This window comes from Bacillus sp. FSL W8-0645, assembly GCF_038007905.1.
Taxonomy (GTDB): domain Bacteria; phylum Bacillota; class Bacilli; order Bacillales; family Bacillaceae; genus Bacillus; species Bacillus pumilus.
This window is the reverse complement of the sequence record NZ_JBBOYC010000001.1, coordinates 1,053,919-1,068,995: the sequence shown is the minus strand read 5'-3', so window position 1 is coordinate 1,068,995 and position 15,077 is coordinate 1,053,919. Positions and strand designations below refer to the sequence as shown.

The window sequence follows — 15,077 nt, the reverse complement described above, 5'->3', positions numbered from 1 at the left end:
ATGAGGACATTGTTTCAAGCTGATCGGATGGTCGTTGCGTTTGATGGACATGAAGACAGTAAGAAAGCATTAAAAAAGGCAATCGCTTTAGCCAAAACCTTGAATGCCAAGCTGACCGTTGCCTATGCACATGATGGCAAATCAAGCAGACAGGTGTTTGATGCACCGCGCCCAATGACTGGCGGAGCTTATATCGGCGGCGGCATGGCAGACCTTCAAACACCCCCTGTGTATGTACCTCATGATGAACAACAAAGTCCCTTGATTTTTGAAGATCATACAGAAGAGGTCGTTGCAGAAGCAAGAATGCTTTTAAATGAGGAGCAGTTTGAAGCTGCCATTGAAATTGTTGAGGGGGAACCAGCGGAAGCGATTATCGAATATGCTGAAGACATTTCAGCAGACCTCATCGTCATGGGAGCCCGTGACCAAAGCAGATTGAAAAAAATGCTCTTTGGCAGTGTAAGTGAAAAGTTATCATCAAAATCAGATATACCTGTGCTTATTGTAAAATAAAAGAATCACAAAAGGCTGTAAACATTCGTTTACAGCCTCAGATTGTTGACAAAGGGCTAAAATGATCTTGATTTTAGCCCTTTGTCTTCTTTTCAGCTTGATAGAAAACCTTTGAAGTCTAGGAAGGACGAGTACTGGCGCGGAGCGAATTTGACATTCGTGAGCACCAGCACGCAGGACTGACAACGAATGCGAGGGTTTGTCTACATGCTGAAGGCTGTAAACATTCGTTTACAGCCTTTTTTTATTTATGAAGAAATCGATGCTTCACTTTCCTGTTTAATTTTTTGCTGGAAGCCTTCCTGTACACGCTTTGTTAACTCTCCTGGAACGCCTTCCCCTACTGGCTGACCATCAATTTCAACAATCGGAATGACTTCAGCCGTCGTCGAGCTGATGAAGATTTCCTGCGCGCGCAGCAGCTCTTCTTTACTTATACGCGTTTCTTCAACGCTATATCCCTCTACATCACATACTTCAAGAAGCTTTCTACGGGTAATACCGTTTAGAATAAAATTGTTTGCGGGATGTGTGCGAATCACGCCATCAATGATGGCATATACATTCGAGGAAGTACCCTCTGTCACAAAACCGTCTCTAATCAGAATGGCTTCAAACGCACCAGCTTCAGATGCTTTCTGTTTTTCCATGACGTTATATAAAAGATTTAAGCTTTTAATATCACATCTTAACCAGCGAAGGTCCTCAGATAATATAGCCTTTGCACCAGCTGTCTGCTCATGAACAGGCTTTTTCACCTGGAACGTATATGCTGTGATTTGAGGAGTGAGAGAATTGCCATATTGATGTTTACGAGGTGCGACGCCTCGTGTGACTTGAATATACACACCGCCATCTGTTAATTGGTTATGGGCGACGAGCTGTTTTAACTTTTCTTCCATATCTGATACTGCACCTTGAAGATGAATGCCGATTTCTTTTGCACTCTTGAACAGACGCTCTGTATGCTCTTTTAATGTAAACAAATTCCCATTGTATACACGGATGACCTCATAGACGCCGTCACCAAATTGATAGCCCCTGTCTTCAATATCCACATGCGCATCCTTTTTTTCAATGAAATCGTCATTATACAATACTTTCATACGGAATCTCCCCTTCGCTTCGCATTAATGGTTGAATCTGATGCTATCTTAGCGGATAAATGGGTACGTTTCAATGATTATTCAGAATTATTTCACATCATGGTAAATGGACAACTTTCTATTGTAACAAACATAGACTCATAACCAAAAAGATTCCAATTTTTTAGCATCTTCTATATTCATAGGCTCTTTTTTCCTGTATACTTACTCCATATAAACACGACAAAAAACAATAAAAAAAGACAGAATCTAATACATGATTCGACACAAATTTTTGATTTATTGGAGCGATTGTAATGCAACGGGTTACGAAAAAACAGACACCTTCAAACACGATGCTGCTCTCAAAGGCGATTGGTTTAGTGATTCTGTCACTGATCCTCTTTTTTATTTGGGATATATCTAAAACCAATATGCAGGCAGCAGATCAGCCGGCTAAAATGTCTGCGAGCAGTCAATTCCGAGACACAAGCACAAGTCTGAAAGCAAAAGATGATTCTACGAAAACATTAGATGCACATTTTAAGATCAACCCAAACAAACATGTAACGGATCAAACGATCTTTTTAACCTTCGATGATGGTCCGTCAGCGACATCAAACCAGCTTTTAGATGTGCTTAAGGCACATCAAGTAAAGGCCACATTCTTCATGCTTGGGCCACAGATTAAAGAACATCCGGCAGCTGTGAAAAGACTTCATCAAGAAGGTCATCAGTTAGGTCTTCATGGGATCACACATGATGTGAAACGCTTTTATCAAAAAAGTGATTCTCCCGTTAATGAGATGAAGGAAGATCAGCGCATTTTGGCTTCTGTCACAGGAGAGTATACACACCTTGTGAGAACACCTTATGGCAGCGCTCCAAATTTAACGGATCAGCAAAAAGCACGTTTAAAACAAAAAGGCTTTATCTACTGGGATTGGACAATTGACAGTCTTGACTGGAAATATAAAAGCTCTAAATATGTACCAGAGGTATTAAATCAGCTGCAAATGCTAGAGACAAAACATCCAAAAGAACCAAAAATCATCTTAATGCACGATCAGCCAGCGACAGCAAAATACTTAAACAGTTTGCTCACACAGCTAAAAGCGAAGGGCTATACATTTGAAGTTCTTGATGAAACGATGAAGCCGCTACAACAATAAAGTAAGACCCCGCTCCTTTTTTGGATGCGGGGTCTTTGATGAGTTATAAAGCTTTCACGAGATCGCCAATTCGCTCATGAAAGACAAGATCAAACAGTGGATCGTATTCTGTTTCACTCAAATTCATCATCACCTTGAAGATGGAAGGATTTTGAGCGGCATCTTCTGGAATATATCTTGCTGGCGCTACTTCTAGGGAAGTCCCCATGACGAGCAGAAGGTCCGCTCGCTGAAGTGATTTCTCTACTTGATCAAAATGTTTGACCCTGTCTCCAAAAAGGACAACATCTGTTTTCAGCACTTGCCCACATGTCCGTCCGTCTGAGGAAACCTTTAGACATACAGGCACTTCTTCTTGTAATAAATAAGGCAATTCATATGTCGCTTGGCATGATGGGCAAGTAGCTGTTTGAATGGAGCCGTGAAGTTCATATACATGCTGGCTTCCTGCTTTTTTATGCAGGCCATCAATATTTTGGGTAAAAATCTCTACAAGTTTTCCTTGTTTCTCAAGGCTTGCTAAAAAGGTATGCCCGCTATTCGGCTCGTATTCCCCGCTCATTTTCATCTGAAACAATTCCTTGAATTTCGGCCAGAATTGATGAGGATTTGATAAAAAGTAGGACCGGCTCATCGCCTCCATGCGAACGGTGTCTTCAGTCCATAAACCGCCCGTTGACCTAAAATCAGGAATACCTGATTCCGTGCTCATCCCCGCACCTGAAAGTACCATTATATGTGAAGCCTGCGTTAATTTCTCTCTTAGCACTGCCACCTTTGTTTGATCCACTCATCCTTCCTCCTTTATTCACTCAGCTGTTTTTCACCTTTTTGTTTCATGTAAATGGTCTGTCCAGGGAAGGCAAATTCTACACCTTCTTCATGGAAGATATCCATAATACGGTAGTTAATATCCTGTTTGATATTCAGGTTTTCAGCCCAGGCCGTCGTGTTTGTGTAAAAGTTAAAAAATAAATTCAAATAACTGTCTGCCAGTACATCGAGATTCACCATGATTGTCTCCTTGTGCACCCCATCATGTTCATAAAGCATTTGTTTGAGACGTTTGATACAATGGTCCAGATTTTCCTTTGGTGTATTGTAGGATACACGTACGGAAAACGTAATTTGGCGTTTATTCATTCTCGTCCAGTTCGTAATTGGTTCCTTTGAAAGCGTAGAATTCGGAACTGTCACGACAGCTTCAGCAGGTGTTCTAAATTTTGTACTTCGAAATGTAATGTCCTCGACAGTCCCAAGAACACTTGGTGTCTCCACAAAGTCGCCCATTGTAAAAGGCTTCTCTGTAATGATGACGACCCCTCCAAAAAAGTTCGCCACCGTGTCCTGTGCTGCAAGCGCAAAGGCTAGACCCCCTAGACCAAGACCTGCCACAAGTCCATTTACATCATAATTAAATTCCTGTGCAATGACACTAATACTTAGTGCAATAATAATGAAACGAAGCACCTTTGATAAAAACGGCGCTAAAATATCATCCATTTCTAATTCAAATTTCGAATTTACTTTTTGAAATAAGAAAGAAGAAGCTGCGGTTAAATTACAAAGCCCCCACGTCAGCATCAATATAATGGAGGATCTATATAATTTGACGATGACATCCATATGATGCTCAAAGTATGGTGCCTGTCTTAACGCAAAATATAACCCAAGTGCGACAAAAAACAGTCTGGCTGGCTTCTCGAATGCCACAACAATTTGGTTAATGACCTCCGTTTTAGACCGATTGGTCAGCCTAAAGAGAAGATGAAATAAGTACTTCGTAAATACTTTCCGAAGCAATAAAAAAAGCAATAAAATACAAAGACTAATACCGATTTGGATCGCAACATCTACTGTAAAATATGTATCCATCCATTTTTGTGTAAACATGTTTGTCTCTCTCCTTTAAAACAATCCTCTCTAGTTTATAATATAACCTTCGTTTATGTCCTCTCATAAATGTCTGACCTCTAAATAAAAAGCCTCGGGACCAGTCCCGAGGCATGATGTTCAATTATGAAATTTTGGCTAGAGACATATCGACGGGCAGCAAACTACTTTTTCTTCTGAGCCTGATCAAGGAGAGTCGCTTTAAACATTTCAGCATCCGTTTCGACCTTAATACGTTCTTCCACTCTAATTCTCCCTTTACCCAATCATCTCGCCTCCTTTTCATCATTATAAAACATCAGAATTTTCAGTCAACATGACGAAAGCACTAATATTTTGGCGAACGCTGACGATTTGGACAAAATTGATCGAAGAAAAAATTGATGTACTTCAGATTTACTCAATCATGGCTTGGGATATTCCTGCAACTTATCACATTTGTATTCTCATACTTTCTTAGCAATCCGCTTCACCATTACATACAGCTCTTCTTTCGTCCATATAGTAAAGAAGGAAAAACGGTAAAGCATTTGATATGATAAGACCAGAACTTAAGTCAGGGAGCTGGAGCATGTGTATATTATTGCGCATAGAGGGTCATCAAGCGCTGCCCCAGAAAATACAATTGCTGCATTTGATTTAGCTGTTCAGCAGGGTGCAGATTATATTGAATTAGATGTACAGCTCACATTGGACCAGCACGTCGTCGTGATCCATGATGATACAGTTGACCGAACGACGAACGGGAACGGCTTAGTCAAAAGCTATACACTCGATCAGTTGAAAAAACTGGACGCAGGAAGCTGGTTTGACCAACAGTACACAAATGAACGAATTCCAACATTACACGAAATTCTTGAAAGATACAGCCAGCGGATCGGGATATTGATCGAGATCAAACACCCAAAACGGCAGATAGGAATTGAAAAGGCAGTTGCCCGCATCGTCAATCGTTTTGCCTATTCTCGTCATATCATGATTCAATCTTTTGACGATCATGCACTGCAAAGAATCAAAGCTTTCGCCCCTTCTCTTCGAACAGCTTTGATTATAAAGCCCAATGCATTTAAACTGACAAAAAGAAAGTTAACGGCATACAGCTCGTTTGCAAATTGTCTTAATATGAAAAAAACGATGATCAACAGGTGGTGGATAGACCGCATCCACGCATTCGGGATGGATGTGTTTATATGGACTGTGAAAGATCAAAAAACAGCCGATCGAATCAAAAAATATCCCGTTGATGGTGTGGTGACGGATCACCCGCCATTTTTTCTAAAGGAGAAATGATGTAAATGAAAGCGTATCTTGCCGTATTTATTGGTGGACTGATTGGGACACTTTGCAGATATGAACTAAGCCAATCGATCGTCAGCCAAACATTCCCCTATGCAACGCTAATCGAAAACGTGACAGGCAGTCTGCTTCTTGGTTTTTCAACAGGATATTTTATGTTCCAGAAGGGAAAAAAATATCTTGCCGCTTTGATCGGAACAGGTTTTTGCGGAGGTTTTACGACAATGTCCACTTTTTCTAAAGAAACGATTCTTTTATTACAGACTGGGCAATTCACTTCAAGTGTGATCTACATCCTGCTCTCAGTCATTGCTGGAGTAGCCGCTGCCTTATGTGGTCTAATGCTAGCTCAGCAGCTCTTTCATCAAAATAAGCAGCAGAGAGGAGGCAGATAAATGATCGTTTTATATACAGCTATTGCCGGCGGGATTGGCAGCGCCCTTCGTTTTTTCATTAGCCAATCGATACAGAAAACTAAGTCTCATGCTCGTTTCCCGTACAGCATTATTCTCATCAACTTATTAGGTGCTGCCGGTTTAGGTATACTGACAGGTGCCGTGACTGCCAATCATCCGCTGCTTGTGATCATTGGAACAGGTTTTTTCGGTGGTTTCACAACATTCTCTACGTTTAGTGTAGAGTCTGCGACCATGCTACAGCAGCGGCAAATCGGAAAACTTGCTGTCTACTTATTGATGACAATCATCGGGTCTTTCTGTCTCTTTGCTGCGTTCTATCAAATAGGACAACACCTTTTTTAAATATTGGTAATCGCAGCTAAGCTAATGAGCAGTTGATCCATAAGCTGGCGCTTCATTAAAAAGAGGGTTTTTTCACTATAGCCGATTTCCATCGCACATTTGGCCATACGCCAATCTCGAAAGTATTTGTAATCGATGAGCTGCTTCTCTATCTCATCCAGCTCTTTTAGTGCTGTTTCAATACAAGCAACGATGAGTTCATACTGATTTTTTTGCTGTTCTAACTTCTTCCGTGTCATGTGATCCAAATGATGCGTACTTCTTTTTTCAAGCTGTCTTTCGATATTTAAAATCGCAGCCTGGTAATTTTTGAAATTCTTCAAATGAAACTCAATTCGTTTCATTGAGGTTTTTTTCTCCGTGATACTTGCTGTTTCATACCAAAGCATGTCCATCCCCCTCTATCGAACGTTTGTTCTCATTATAACCCGAACGAACATTCGCAAAAAGAGACTAAATACCTAAAAAAACCTTGAGCTTATTTTTCGCTCAAGGTCATTTCATTTACTAACAGCGGCTCTTTTATATCAAGCCCTGTGCGTGCATTTCCTTTTTCTGATGATGTGACGCCTTTCTTCAGGTCGATCTTTTTCACATAGCGTCCATCCATCTCCAAGACCTTCATCCGAATATCATCAAGATAAATGGATTGTCCCTCTCGGATATCAATATTCTCATTTAAGATTAACCCGCCTATTGTATCAATTTCTTCATCATGATATGACATTTCGATCAAATCTTGAACTTCATCTAATCTGACTTTGCCATCTAAAACATAATGATGATCGGCTCTTTTTTGAATAACCGGCTGTTCATCTTCATCGAATTCATCTCGAATATCTCCAACAATCTCTTCTAAAATATCTTCTGTGGTGACAAGTCCAGACGTTCCGCCATATTCGTCGGTTAAAATCGCCATATGCATTCGATCTCGCTGCATCTTGACGAGAAGCTCCTGAATAGGAATCGTATCAATGACCTCAATCACTGGATATATATAATCTTGAATCTTCAGTTGATCTTTTTCTCCTTGATACACAAGATCTGCAAAGAGCTGCTTTTTGTTCAGCATGCCGATGACATGGTCTTTATCTCCTGAAAACACAGGAAAGCGTGTATACTTCTCCTGCGTCATGATGGAGAGGATATCATCTAGCGGCATATCTTCTGGAATGGCACAAATTTCTCTCCGCGGGACCATGATCTCTCTGGCAATTCGATTATCAAAGTCGAAAATTTTGTTCATATAATTATATTCTGATGGGTTGATTTCCCCATTTTTTAAGCTCTCAGATAATAAAATCTTTAATTCCTCTTCAGAATGGGATTGTTCTTTTTCAGACCCCATATCGATGCCCATCATTTTGGTTAGAACACGGGCTGACCCGTTTAACACATAAATGAAAGGGAACATTAGGATATAAAATGCATGCAGCGGGCCTGACAGCCAGAGCGTCATTTTTTCCGCCTTTTGAATCGCCAGTGTTTTTGGTGCAAGCTCACCGACGACTACATGCAAAAAGGTAATAATAGAGAACGCAAGTGTTGCTGAGATCAGGCTGATTGCTGAATCAGGAATGTTTGTCAAACCGAAACCTCGAACCAAAAGTTCTTTTACAGCTGGCTTACCAATCCACCCTAAACCAAGGGATGTCACTGTAATACCGAGCTGACAGGCTGACAAATATTCATCCAGCCTTGATGTCACCTTTTTCGCCACGATGGCCTTTTTAGACCCTTCGGCAACAAGCTGATCAATTCTTGAGCTTCTCGCCTTTACTATGGCAAATTCAGATGCAACAAAGAAAGCTGTTAAAGCAATCAAAACACCGACTATACTCAGATTAACAATATCGTCCATTTAACCTTGCTCTTTCTTAGAAGAACAAGGAGTCACCTCCTGATTGATGATGTTATGTTTTGCAAAACGGTTAACTGATTAAATAAGACTATATTGAGGGCCCCACTTAACCACCTCCGGTTCACGTATAAATCCGCTTCTCTACATATATATGAAACGGTCTTCATTTTATCTTACCATAAATAATCTGAAAATTCCTGTATCACTATGTTAAATTTGCCAGGACAATCTCGACTAAGAAACCCCTGTTTACTCTTCATATCGGCAGGAAATATGAACAATTAACTTGTATTTCAGGCTAGAATTATATTAAACTATTTTCATAAACTATAACGTGACGGTTAGGAGGAGATGTTCAGATGGGGCTGAGAAAAAGTATCGTATTGGTGAACTAGCACAGATTGCACAGGTGACGAAACGTACTGTAGATTATTATACAAATCTAGGGTTGCTTGCGCCTGTTAGATCTTGCTCAAATTATCGTTATTACGATGAACATGCTTTAAAACGATTACAATTAATCGTTCTTTGCAAACAGCAGAGATTGGCTCTTTCTGACATCAAATCCAGATTAGATGAACAATTCCCTTCTCAAAAGGAAGATCCTGATGAACTTGTCCATTTAACCTCTGATATCGATCGGATGAACGAGCATATGGACCGCATTTTGGTACGTTGTAAGCAGCTTCAACCAGAACAACGTGAAAAATTAAAAGAACAGCTTACACCTGAGAAGATGACGGCTGTCCAATCATTTTTACTGCTGTTAAGTTAAAATTTTTACTAAACAGGAGGTGTTACCTTCGTTCTCAAAGTCAGAACGAAGGCCTTAATTGGACATAGTTAATTTACTTATAGTTGCTTTGCTTATAGCTTTAACCGCATTTTTCGTTGCATCAGAGTTTGCGATCATTCGCTTAAGAAGCTCAAGAATTGATCAGTTAATCGCAGAAGGTAATAAAACAGCAGTTGCTGTCAAGCATGTCACGACTCACCTTGATGAGTATCTGTCGGCCTGTCAGCTCGGTATTACCATTACCGCCCTTGGTATTGGTTGGTTAGGGGAAGAAACAATTGCGCACATGCTTGCTCCACTATTTGTAGAGCTGTCCATTCCTCAATCAGCTAGTTCTATTGTCACTTTTATTATTGCGTTTAGTATTATGACGTTTTTACACGTTGTGGTAGGAGAACTTGCACCAAAAACACTCGCCATTCAAAAGGCGGAGCAAGTATCTCTTCTTTTTGCTAGACCGCTCATGATTTTTTACAAAGTGATGTTCCCGTTTATCTGGGTATTAAATGGATCTGCTCGTTTGTTAACAAAAGCGTTCGGTCTTCAGCAAGTTTCTGAGCATGACATGGCGCACTCTGAAGAAGAATTGCGGATTATTTTATCAGAGAGCTATAAAAGCGGCGAAATTAACCAGTCTGAATTCAAATATGTAAATAAAATTTTTGAATTTGATGACCGTCTGGCGAAAGAAATTATGATTCCTCGTACCGAAGTTGTCAGCTTCCCTCATGATATTACCATTGAGGAAATGCTGAAAGTGACCAAGGTAGAGAAATATACACGTTATCCAATTGAAGATGGCGATAAAGATAATATGATTGGTGTTCTGAACATTAAAGAGGTTCTTACTGCATGTATTAGCGGTGAGTGTTCTACAAGTGATACGATCGAAAAGTTTGTCAATCCAATTATTCATGTGATTGAAACCGTTCCTGTACATGATTTATTGCTCAAAATGCAGCGTGAACGTGTACACATGGCGATTTTATCAGATGAATACGGCGGTACAGCTGGTCTTGTGACTGTAGAAGACATCCTTGAAGAAATCGTCGGTGAAATTCGTGATGAATTCGATATGGATGAAATCAACGAAGTGCGTAAACTTGGAGAAGACCATTACATCTTTGATGGAAAGGTTCTAGTTGACCAAGTCAACTTGCTCTTAGGTACGCAGCTTGATAACGAAGAAGTCGATACGATCGGCGGCTGGTTCCTTACTCAGAAATATGAAGTTGAGAAAAATGACACCATTCGTGAACAAGGCTATGAATTTATCATTAATGAAGTCGATGGACACCATGTGGTATATATCGAAGTCAAAAAGTTAAATGAACAATTAGCAGAAGCCGCTGAAGAAGGCGCTTCTTAAGAAAAAAACGACCCTTGCCAAAGCAAGCGGTCGTTTTTCTTATGCCTTTTCCATTAATTGAGCTTCAAGTTCTTTAATTCTCGTGTTTAATACTTCCGTCATGGCACCTAATCGTTCTTTTGGCGGCAGATGCTCAAATTCTGACTGCTCAATCGGTTCACCAATAATTAAGCGCATTTTCCCCTTTTTGAAAAGACTTTTCGCATTGGACGGTCCTTTGTACGCTGCTGGAACGATTGGCGCTTTACCGAGCTGCGCAATAGTAACCGCACCTCTTTTTAAAGGTACATCCTCTGTTGTACGTGTTCCACTTGGAAAGATCCCGACGATCTTTCCCTCTTTTAATAATTTAATGGGCGTTTTAATACTGCTTGGCCCAGGATTCTCTCGATCAACTGGAAAGGCATGAATCTTCTTTAAAAATCCACCGATCCATTTGTTTGCAAACAATTCTTTTTTCGCCATGTAGTGGATCTCAAACGGAAGAATTCCTGCGCCTAATGCAAGAACATCCACAAAACCCTCATGTGTACATGCAATGACAAATCCCCGATCCGTTGGCAGATTCTCTTTTTGATATACTTTGATTCCGCCTCGGAGAGTAAATACTACTTTAATGGTATAGCCTGAAAATTTATACATAGTGCACTTCCTTTGTTTGAAGAATGAAGGATTTGTTTCTATTATAACAAATTTTTTATTACCTGGTACTAAAATTTTCATGAAGCAGCCAAACCATCACATCATTTTTCTTTTTAAATCATCGTTCTTTCTGTATTCAGGTCTATGGTTTTAGGAGAGAATAGAAGAGGAATTGTGTCCAATTTTGTCGTTTTTTAAGGTTTTTTCCTGATTTGTTCTATTGAAAATGCTTTATAAATGGTGCAAATTTCGCTATGATAAGGAGAAATGATTTTGATTCGGCGAAAGAAATGAGTATTGTACGGTATTGAGAAGTTTCGTGCAACTTTATGCCTTTCTTATGCGTGTATAACATAGAGGGGAGAAAAATCAGTGACGATCGATGAAATTTATCAAATGTATATGAACGATGTTTACAGGTTTCTGCTCTCCATGACAAAAGACAAACATTTGGCAGAAGACTTATTGCAGGAAACCTTTATGCGTGCTTATATACATATTCATTCCTACGACCATAGCAAAGTGAAACCTTGGTTATTTCAGGTGGCACGAAATGCTTTTATTGATTATGTCAGGAAACATAAAAAAGAAGTGACCATATCGGATGATCTTATTGGCGGCCTTTTACAAACGTCTGTACAAAGCCCTGCTGAACAGGTTGAAATAAAAGAAGTCCTCAACATGTATTTAGAACAGCTTCCAGATAACTACAAGGAAGCGTTGACATTGTATTATTTAAAAGAACTGAATTACAAGGAAGCATCCAAGGTCATGAATATTACTGAAGCAAATTTTAAAAGTGTTTTATTTCGTGCAAGGCAGCGCCTAAAAGCACTTTACAACAGAGGTGTTAATGATGAATGAAGAGTTTAACAAGCGATGGGAACAATATAATAATGGTGAGATGAACGAGGAAGAAATGATAGCGTTTGAAGAAGAGCTTGAAGAAAACGAAAAACGCTTAAGTCAGGAACTGAATGACTCGGATTGGACCGATTTTTCCATCAGTCCTGAAAAGCAAAAAGCCATCTTGCAATACGGAAAAAGAAAGTCTTATTTACGTATTTCTGTACTTGCTGTCATCTCTACACTTATTATTTTACCGCTTTGTACATTAGGGAGTTATCTATACTACGGCGTTGGCGGAGCAGAGAGTAAAGGGAATCACTTCATGGAAACAGCCGCTGTAACAGTCGCTTTGACGAAACCAAACGTGGCGATTGATATGAAGGATTTAAAAGGCCAAGTCAAGCTTTTTGGAATGAACACCGAATTGAAGCTGCAAAAACAAATTGGCAATAAAACAGAAGCCATTGGCAGTGAACAAATCGAGATGTTTTTCGATAAATTAAAACAGCCTACCATCTCATATTATGGTGACAGCGCACGCGATACGGAGGATTTTTTTACCCATCCTTCTACTCAGGCAGATGCATCAAAAAAACAAACACTCACTACTTTAGACAAGCTTCCTGAAGGAACAGTCAGTGAAGTGTATGTCTCCTATGACAAAGCGTATACACCAAAGGACGTTTATTCCTTTGCTAAAAAATATGATATGAAAGTGCTCTGGAATGCGATTAAAACAGAGGATTCATTAAGCGAGAATCAGCGGCCAATTGGCTTTCCTGGAAGAGACTCTGAATTCTTAAAAGAGCTTCAGCACACATCAAAAACAGAGGTAGATCAATTTAAAGATGCCCTTACTTATGTCAATCAGCACCCAACCTGGGCAAAAACAATCTCTGGCAGACCTGAACTGGATCTGTCAAACCGAATACGCTATATCAACCAAAATGGTGTCACGATTTATGGCTCTGTGATCACAGGTCCTTCGAAAGAAATCGAGAAATTTGTGAAGACAAAACGCATTAAAACGGCAAATGTGAGCGAGGTGGAATTATGGAATTGGTAAGAATTTTTAAAGAGCATAATGTATTTGGCTGGATTTCTGTCGGTACTGCGATATTATCCCTGCTCATGCTGAACCTCGCCATTATCAGTAATGTGACATTTTATTCTTTTCAGATGCTTCCTTTTGCAATGGCCGCAGTTCCATTTGGCATTATTGAACTGTTCATTAAAAAAGGCCGTACGGGCCCTGGGTTTCTCGGTGTCGTACTGAATATCTTTGTCATTGTATGTGTCTATGCCATCGTATCGATCGATATCGATCTTCAATTAGGCTTTTAAGCCATTCTCAACATGAAAAGCCCGTGTTACTTGACTAATGCCAAGTAGCACGGGCTTTTTTGAATATCGATTTATTTTCTTAAGTCTACAGCGCAAATAAAAAAGACTGCTTCATCAGCAGTCTCAGCGTGTAGACAAACCCTCGCATTCGGTGTCAGTCCTGCGTGCTGGTGCTCACGAATGTCGAATTCGCTCCGCGCCAGTACTCGTCCTTCCTAGACTGCAAAGGTTTTCTATCACGCTGAAAAGAAGACAAAGGGCTAAAATCAAGATCATTTTAGCCCTTTGTCAACAATCTGAGACTGCTTCATCAGCAGTCTCTTAAAATAAATTAGTTTACAAATGTTTTCGCTCCAAGGTAAATCGGCTTCCAGTAGCTTGAATTCATATCACTGATCGTCACACCATCGGAAGCAGCATGAATAAACTTGTTGTTCCCAATGTAGACACCCATGTGAGATGGACCTGATTTATATGTTGTAAAGAACACAAAATCGCCAACCTTTGGAGTTGATACGCTTTTCATTGATCCCCAAAAACCTTCAGTTGTTTGTCTTGAAATCTTTTTTTGTTTGTTAATGATATACCACATAAACCCGCTGCAATCAAAGCCCTTTGGTGTCGTTCCACCCCATCTATATGGTGTGCCATTGTGCGCTTTAGCATCCGCAACAAGCTTAGACGTGTTTAAAGAAGAAGCAGAAACTGTTTTTTCTTTAACAGGTGTTGTTTTCACTTTTTTAGACGTCTTTTTGACCTTTAGCTTTTGCCCAATTTTGATCAGGTTTGTTTTGAGTTTATTTAACGATTTCAGCTCTTTTACAGTCATGCCGTACTTTTTGCCGATTTTAGATAATGTATCACCTTTCACAACTTTATGAGTGGCTGTGGCTGACGCCGCTTTTACTTTTGTTGTTGTTTTTGATGTTTTTGTTATTTTTTTTGCGGCAGTACCATTTACTTTTAACGTTTGTCCAACAAATATCGTGTTAGATTTCAGCTTATTGTCTGATTTAATCTTGCTCACGCTTGTTTTGTATTTTTTCGCTAGAACAGAAAGAGAGTCACCTTTTTGAACTTTTACTGATTGTGCTGAGGCAGCTCCGGCAAATAATGTCGTCCCAAGTAAAACTGCACTTGCAGCTGTGATCAATTGTTTTTTCATTTGTTCCTCCTGTATGTATCTATCGAGATCCGAATTTTTATCTACTTACTATTATAAGGATCAAATACCAGAAGAAATAGTCTTGACTTCCTACGACATTATGCTTATTAATTCGGCAAAATTTATTTTTTTTTAGGGTTCTTTATATTTCATTTTCATTACACAATCATGACAAAATAAACGCATCTTGTCATGGATAAATGATACATTCATTTCTCTTTTTGGCTCATTCTATGTAAAGTGGGCCTTTACAATTTTAAAGGGAACTTTACGATCCTGTAAATGGGAATCCACAATTCTGCTCTACCATTGTAAACGTAAGAGCGAT

Annotated in this window: 18 protein-coding genes; 10 read left to right on the top strand and 8 right to left on the bottom strand. The window is 39.7% G+C overall.

What is annotated here, in order from left to right:
• Positions 1-9: 9 nt before the first annotated feature.
• Positions 10-516, top strand: coding sequence for a universal stress protein (locus NST39_RS05310; RefSeq protein WP_003210990.1), 507 nt, complete (start codon positions 10-12; stop codon positions 514-516).
• A 248-nt stretch (positions 517-764) separates the two neighbouring features.
• Here NST39_RS05310 and dat read toward each other — a convergent pair whose 3' ends face one another.
• Positions 765-1,622 carry a D-amino-acid transaminase gene (dat, locus tag NST39_RS05305; RefSeq protein WP_341027399.1) on the bottom strand — a complete coding sequence of 286 codons (858 nt, stop codon included), beginning with the start codon at positions 1,620-1,622 and terminating at the stop codon, positions 765-767.
• Between the two features lie 296 nt (positions 1,623-1,918).
• Here dat and NST39_RS05300 point away from each other — a divergent pair, with 296 nt between their 5' ends.
• Positions 1,919-2,773 (top strand): polysaccharide deacetylase family protein, encoded by an 855-nt coding sequence (locus tag NST39_RS05300; RefSeq protein WP_106064914.1) that lies wholly within the window; start codon positions 1,919-1,921, stop codon positions 2,771-2,773.
• A gap of 43 nt (positions 2,774-2,816) precedes the next feature.
• Here the strand turns inward: NST39_RS05300 and NST39_RS05295 are convergent, their stop codons facing one another.
• From NST39_RS05295 to NST39_RS05285, 3 genes are all read right to left on the bottom strand, one after another.
• Positions 2,817-3,548, bottom strand: coding sequence for an NAD-dependent protein deacylase (locus NST39_RS05295; protein WP_445662391.1), 732 nt, complete (start codon positions 3,546-3,548; stop codon positions 2,817-2,819).
• Positions 3,549-3,577: 29 nt separating this feature from the next.
• On the bottom strand, positions 3,578-4,666 hold the full coding sequence (locus tag NST39_RS05290) for a mechanosensitive ion channel family protein (protein ID WP_106064912.1): 1,089 nt from the start codon (positions 4,664-4,666) through the stop codon (positions 3,578-3,580).
• A 164-nt stretch (positions 4,667-4,830) separates the two neighbouring features.
• Positions 4,831-4,932, bottom strand: coding sequence for a YhdX family protein (locus tag NST39_RS05285; protein WP_008359843.1), 102 nt, complete (start codon positions 4,930-4,932; stop codon positions 4,831-4,833).
• A gap of 307 nt (positions 4,933-5,239) precedes the next feature.
• On the opposite strand from NST39_RS05285, the gene NST39_RS05280 reads away from it, so the two are divergent.
• The 3 genes from NST39_RS05280 to crcB (NST39_RS05270) are packed head-to-tail and all read left to right on the top strand — an operon-like array spanning position 5,240 to position 6,723.
• A complete protein-coding gene (locus NST39_RS05280; protein ID WP_268483921.1) occupies positions 5,240-5,956 on the top strand; it encodes a glycerophosphodiester phosphodiesterase in 717 nt (238 codons plus the stop codon).
• Positions 5,957-5,961: 5 nt separating this feature from the next.
• Positions 5,962-6,357, top strand: coding sequence for a fluoride efflux transporter CrcB (gene crcB / locus NST39_RS05275; RefSeq protein WP_044140660.1), 396 nt, complete (start codon positions 5,962-5,964; stop codon positions 6,355-6,357).
• Positions 6,358-6,723, top strand: a complete 366-nt coding sequence (gene crcB / locus NST39_RS05270; protein ID WP_268483926.1) for a fluoride efflux transporter CrcB — start codon at positions 6,358-6,360, stop codon at positions 6,721-6,723.
• Here the strand turns inward: crcB (NST39_RS05270) and NST39_RS05265 are convergent.
• Both NST39_RS05265 and NST39_RS05260 read right to left on the bottom strand, forming a co-directional pair.
• Positions 6,720-7,112 carry a hypothetical protein gene (locus tag NST39_RS05265; RefSeq protein WP_044140658.1) on the bottom strand — a complete coding sequence of 131 codons (393 nt, stop codon included), beginning with the start codon at positions 7,110-7,112 and terminating at the stop codon, positions 6,720-6,722. The two genes, crcB (NST39_RS05270) and NST39_RS05265, sit on opposite strands and share 4 nt — an antisense overlap.
• 89 nt (positions 7,113-7,201) lie before the next feature.
• On the bottom strand, positions 7,202-8,584 hold the full coding sequence (locus tag NST39_RS05260; RefSeq protein ID WP_341027395.1) for a hemolysin family protein: 1,383 nt from the start codon (positions 8,582-8,584) through the stop codon (positions 7,202-7,204).
• A gap of 334 nt (positions 8,585-8,918) precedes the next feature.
• Between NST39_RS05260 and NST39_RS05255 the strand changes: the two genes are divergently transcribed.
• Positions 8,919-9,359 (top strand): MerR family transcriptional regulator, encoded by a 441-nt coding sequence (locus NST39_RS05255; RefSeq protein WP_034620022.1) that lies wholly within the window; start codon positions 8,919-8,921, stop codon positions 9,357-9,359.
• 58 nt (positions 9,360-9,417) lie between these two features.
• Positions 9,418-10,749, top strand: a complete 1,332-nt coding sequence (locus tag NST39_RS05250) for a hemolysin family protein (RefSeq protein ID WP_034620023.1) — start codon at positions 9,418-9,420, stop codon at positions 10,747-10,749.
• A 39-nt stretch (positions 10,750-10,788) separates the two neighbouring features.
• On the opposite strand, the gene NST39_RS05245 is transcribed toward NST39_RS05250, so the two are convergent.
• On the bottom strand, positions 10,789-11,391 hold the full coding sequence (locus tag NST39_RS05245; protein ID WP_003212102.1) for a lysophospholipid acyltransferase family protein: 603 nt from the start codon (positions 11,389-11,391) through the stop codon (positions 10,789-10,791).
• Between the two features lie 372 nt (positions 11,392-11,763).
• Here NST39_RS05245 and NST39_RS05240 point away from each other — a divergent pair, with 372 nt between their 5' ends.
• The 3 genes from NST39_RS05240 to NST39_RS05230 are packed head-to-tail and all read left to right on the top strand — an operon-like array spanning position 11,764 to position 13,584.
• Positions 11,764-12,255: a sigma-70 family RNA polymerase sigma factor gene (locus NST39_RS05240; RefSeq protein ID WP_003211938.1), complete on the top strand. Its 492-nt coding sequence runs from the start codon at positions 11,764-11,766 to the stop codon at positions 12,253-12,255.
• On the top strand, positions 12,248-13,306 hold the full coding sequence (locus tag NST39_RS05235; protein WP_113768356.1) for an anti-sigma factor: 1,059 nt from the start codon (positions 12,248-12,250) through the stop codon (positions 13,304-13,306). Before NST39_RS05240 ends, NST39_RS05235 begins: the two co-directional genes overlap by 8 nt.
• Positions 13,294-13,584 carry a hypothetical protein gene (locus tag NST39_RS05230; RefSeq protein ID WP_044140655.1) on the top strand — a complete coding sequence of 97 codons (291 nt, stop codon included), beginning with the start codon at positions 13,294-13,296 and terminating at the stop codon, positions 13,582-13,584. The genes NST39_RS05235 and NST39_RS05230 overlap by 13 nt, the downstream gene beginning before the upstream one ends.
• Before the next feature lie 331 nt (positions 13,585-13,915).
• Here the strand turns inward: NST39_RS05230 and NST39_RS05225 are convergent, their stop codons facing one another.
• Positions 13,916-14,749, bottom strand: a complete 834-nt coding sequence (locus NST39_RS05225) for a C40 family peptidase (protein WP_065098947.1) — start codon at positions 14,747-14,749, stop codon at positions 13,916-13,918.
• Positions 14,750-15,077: the final 328 nt, after the last annotated feature.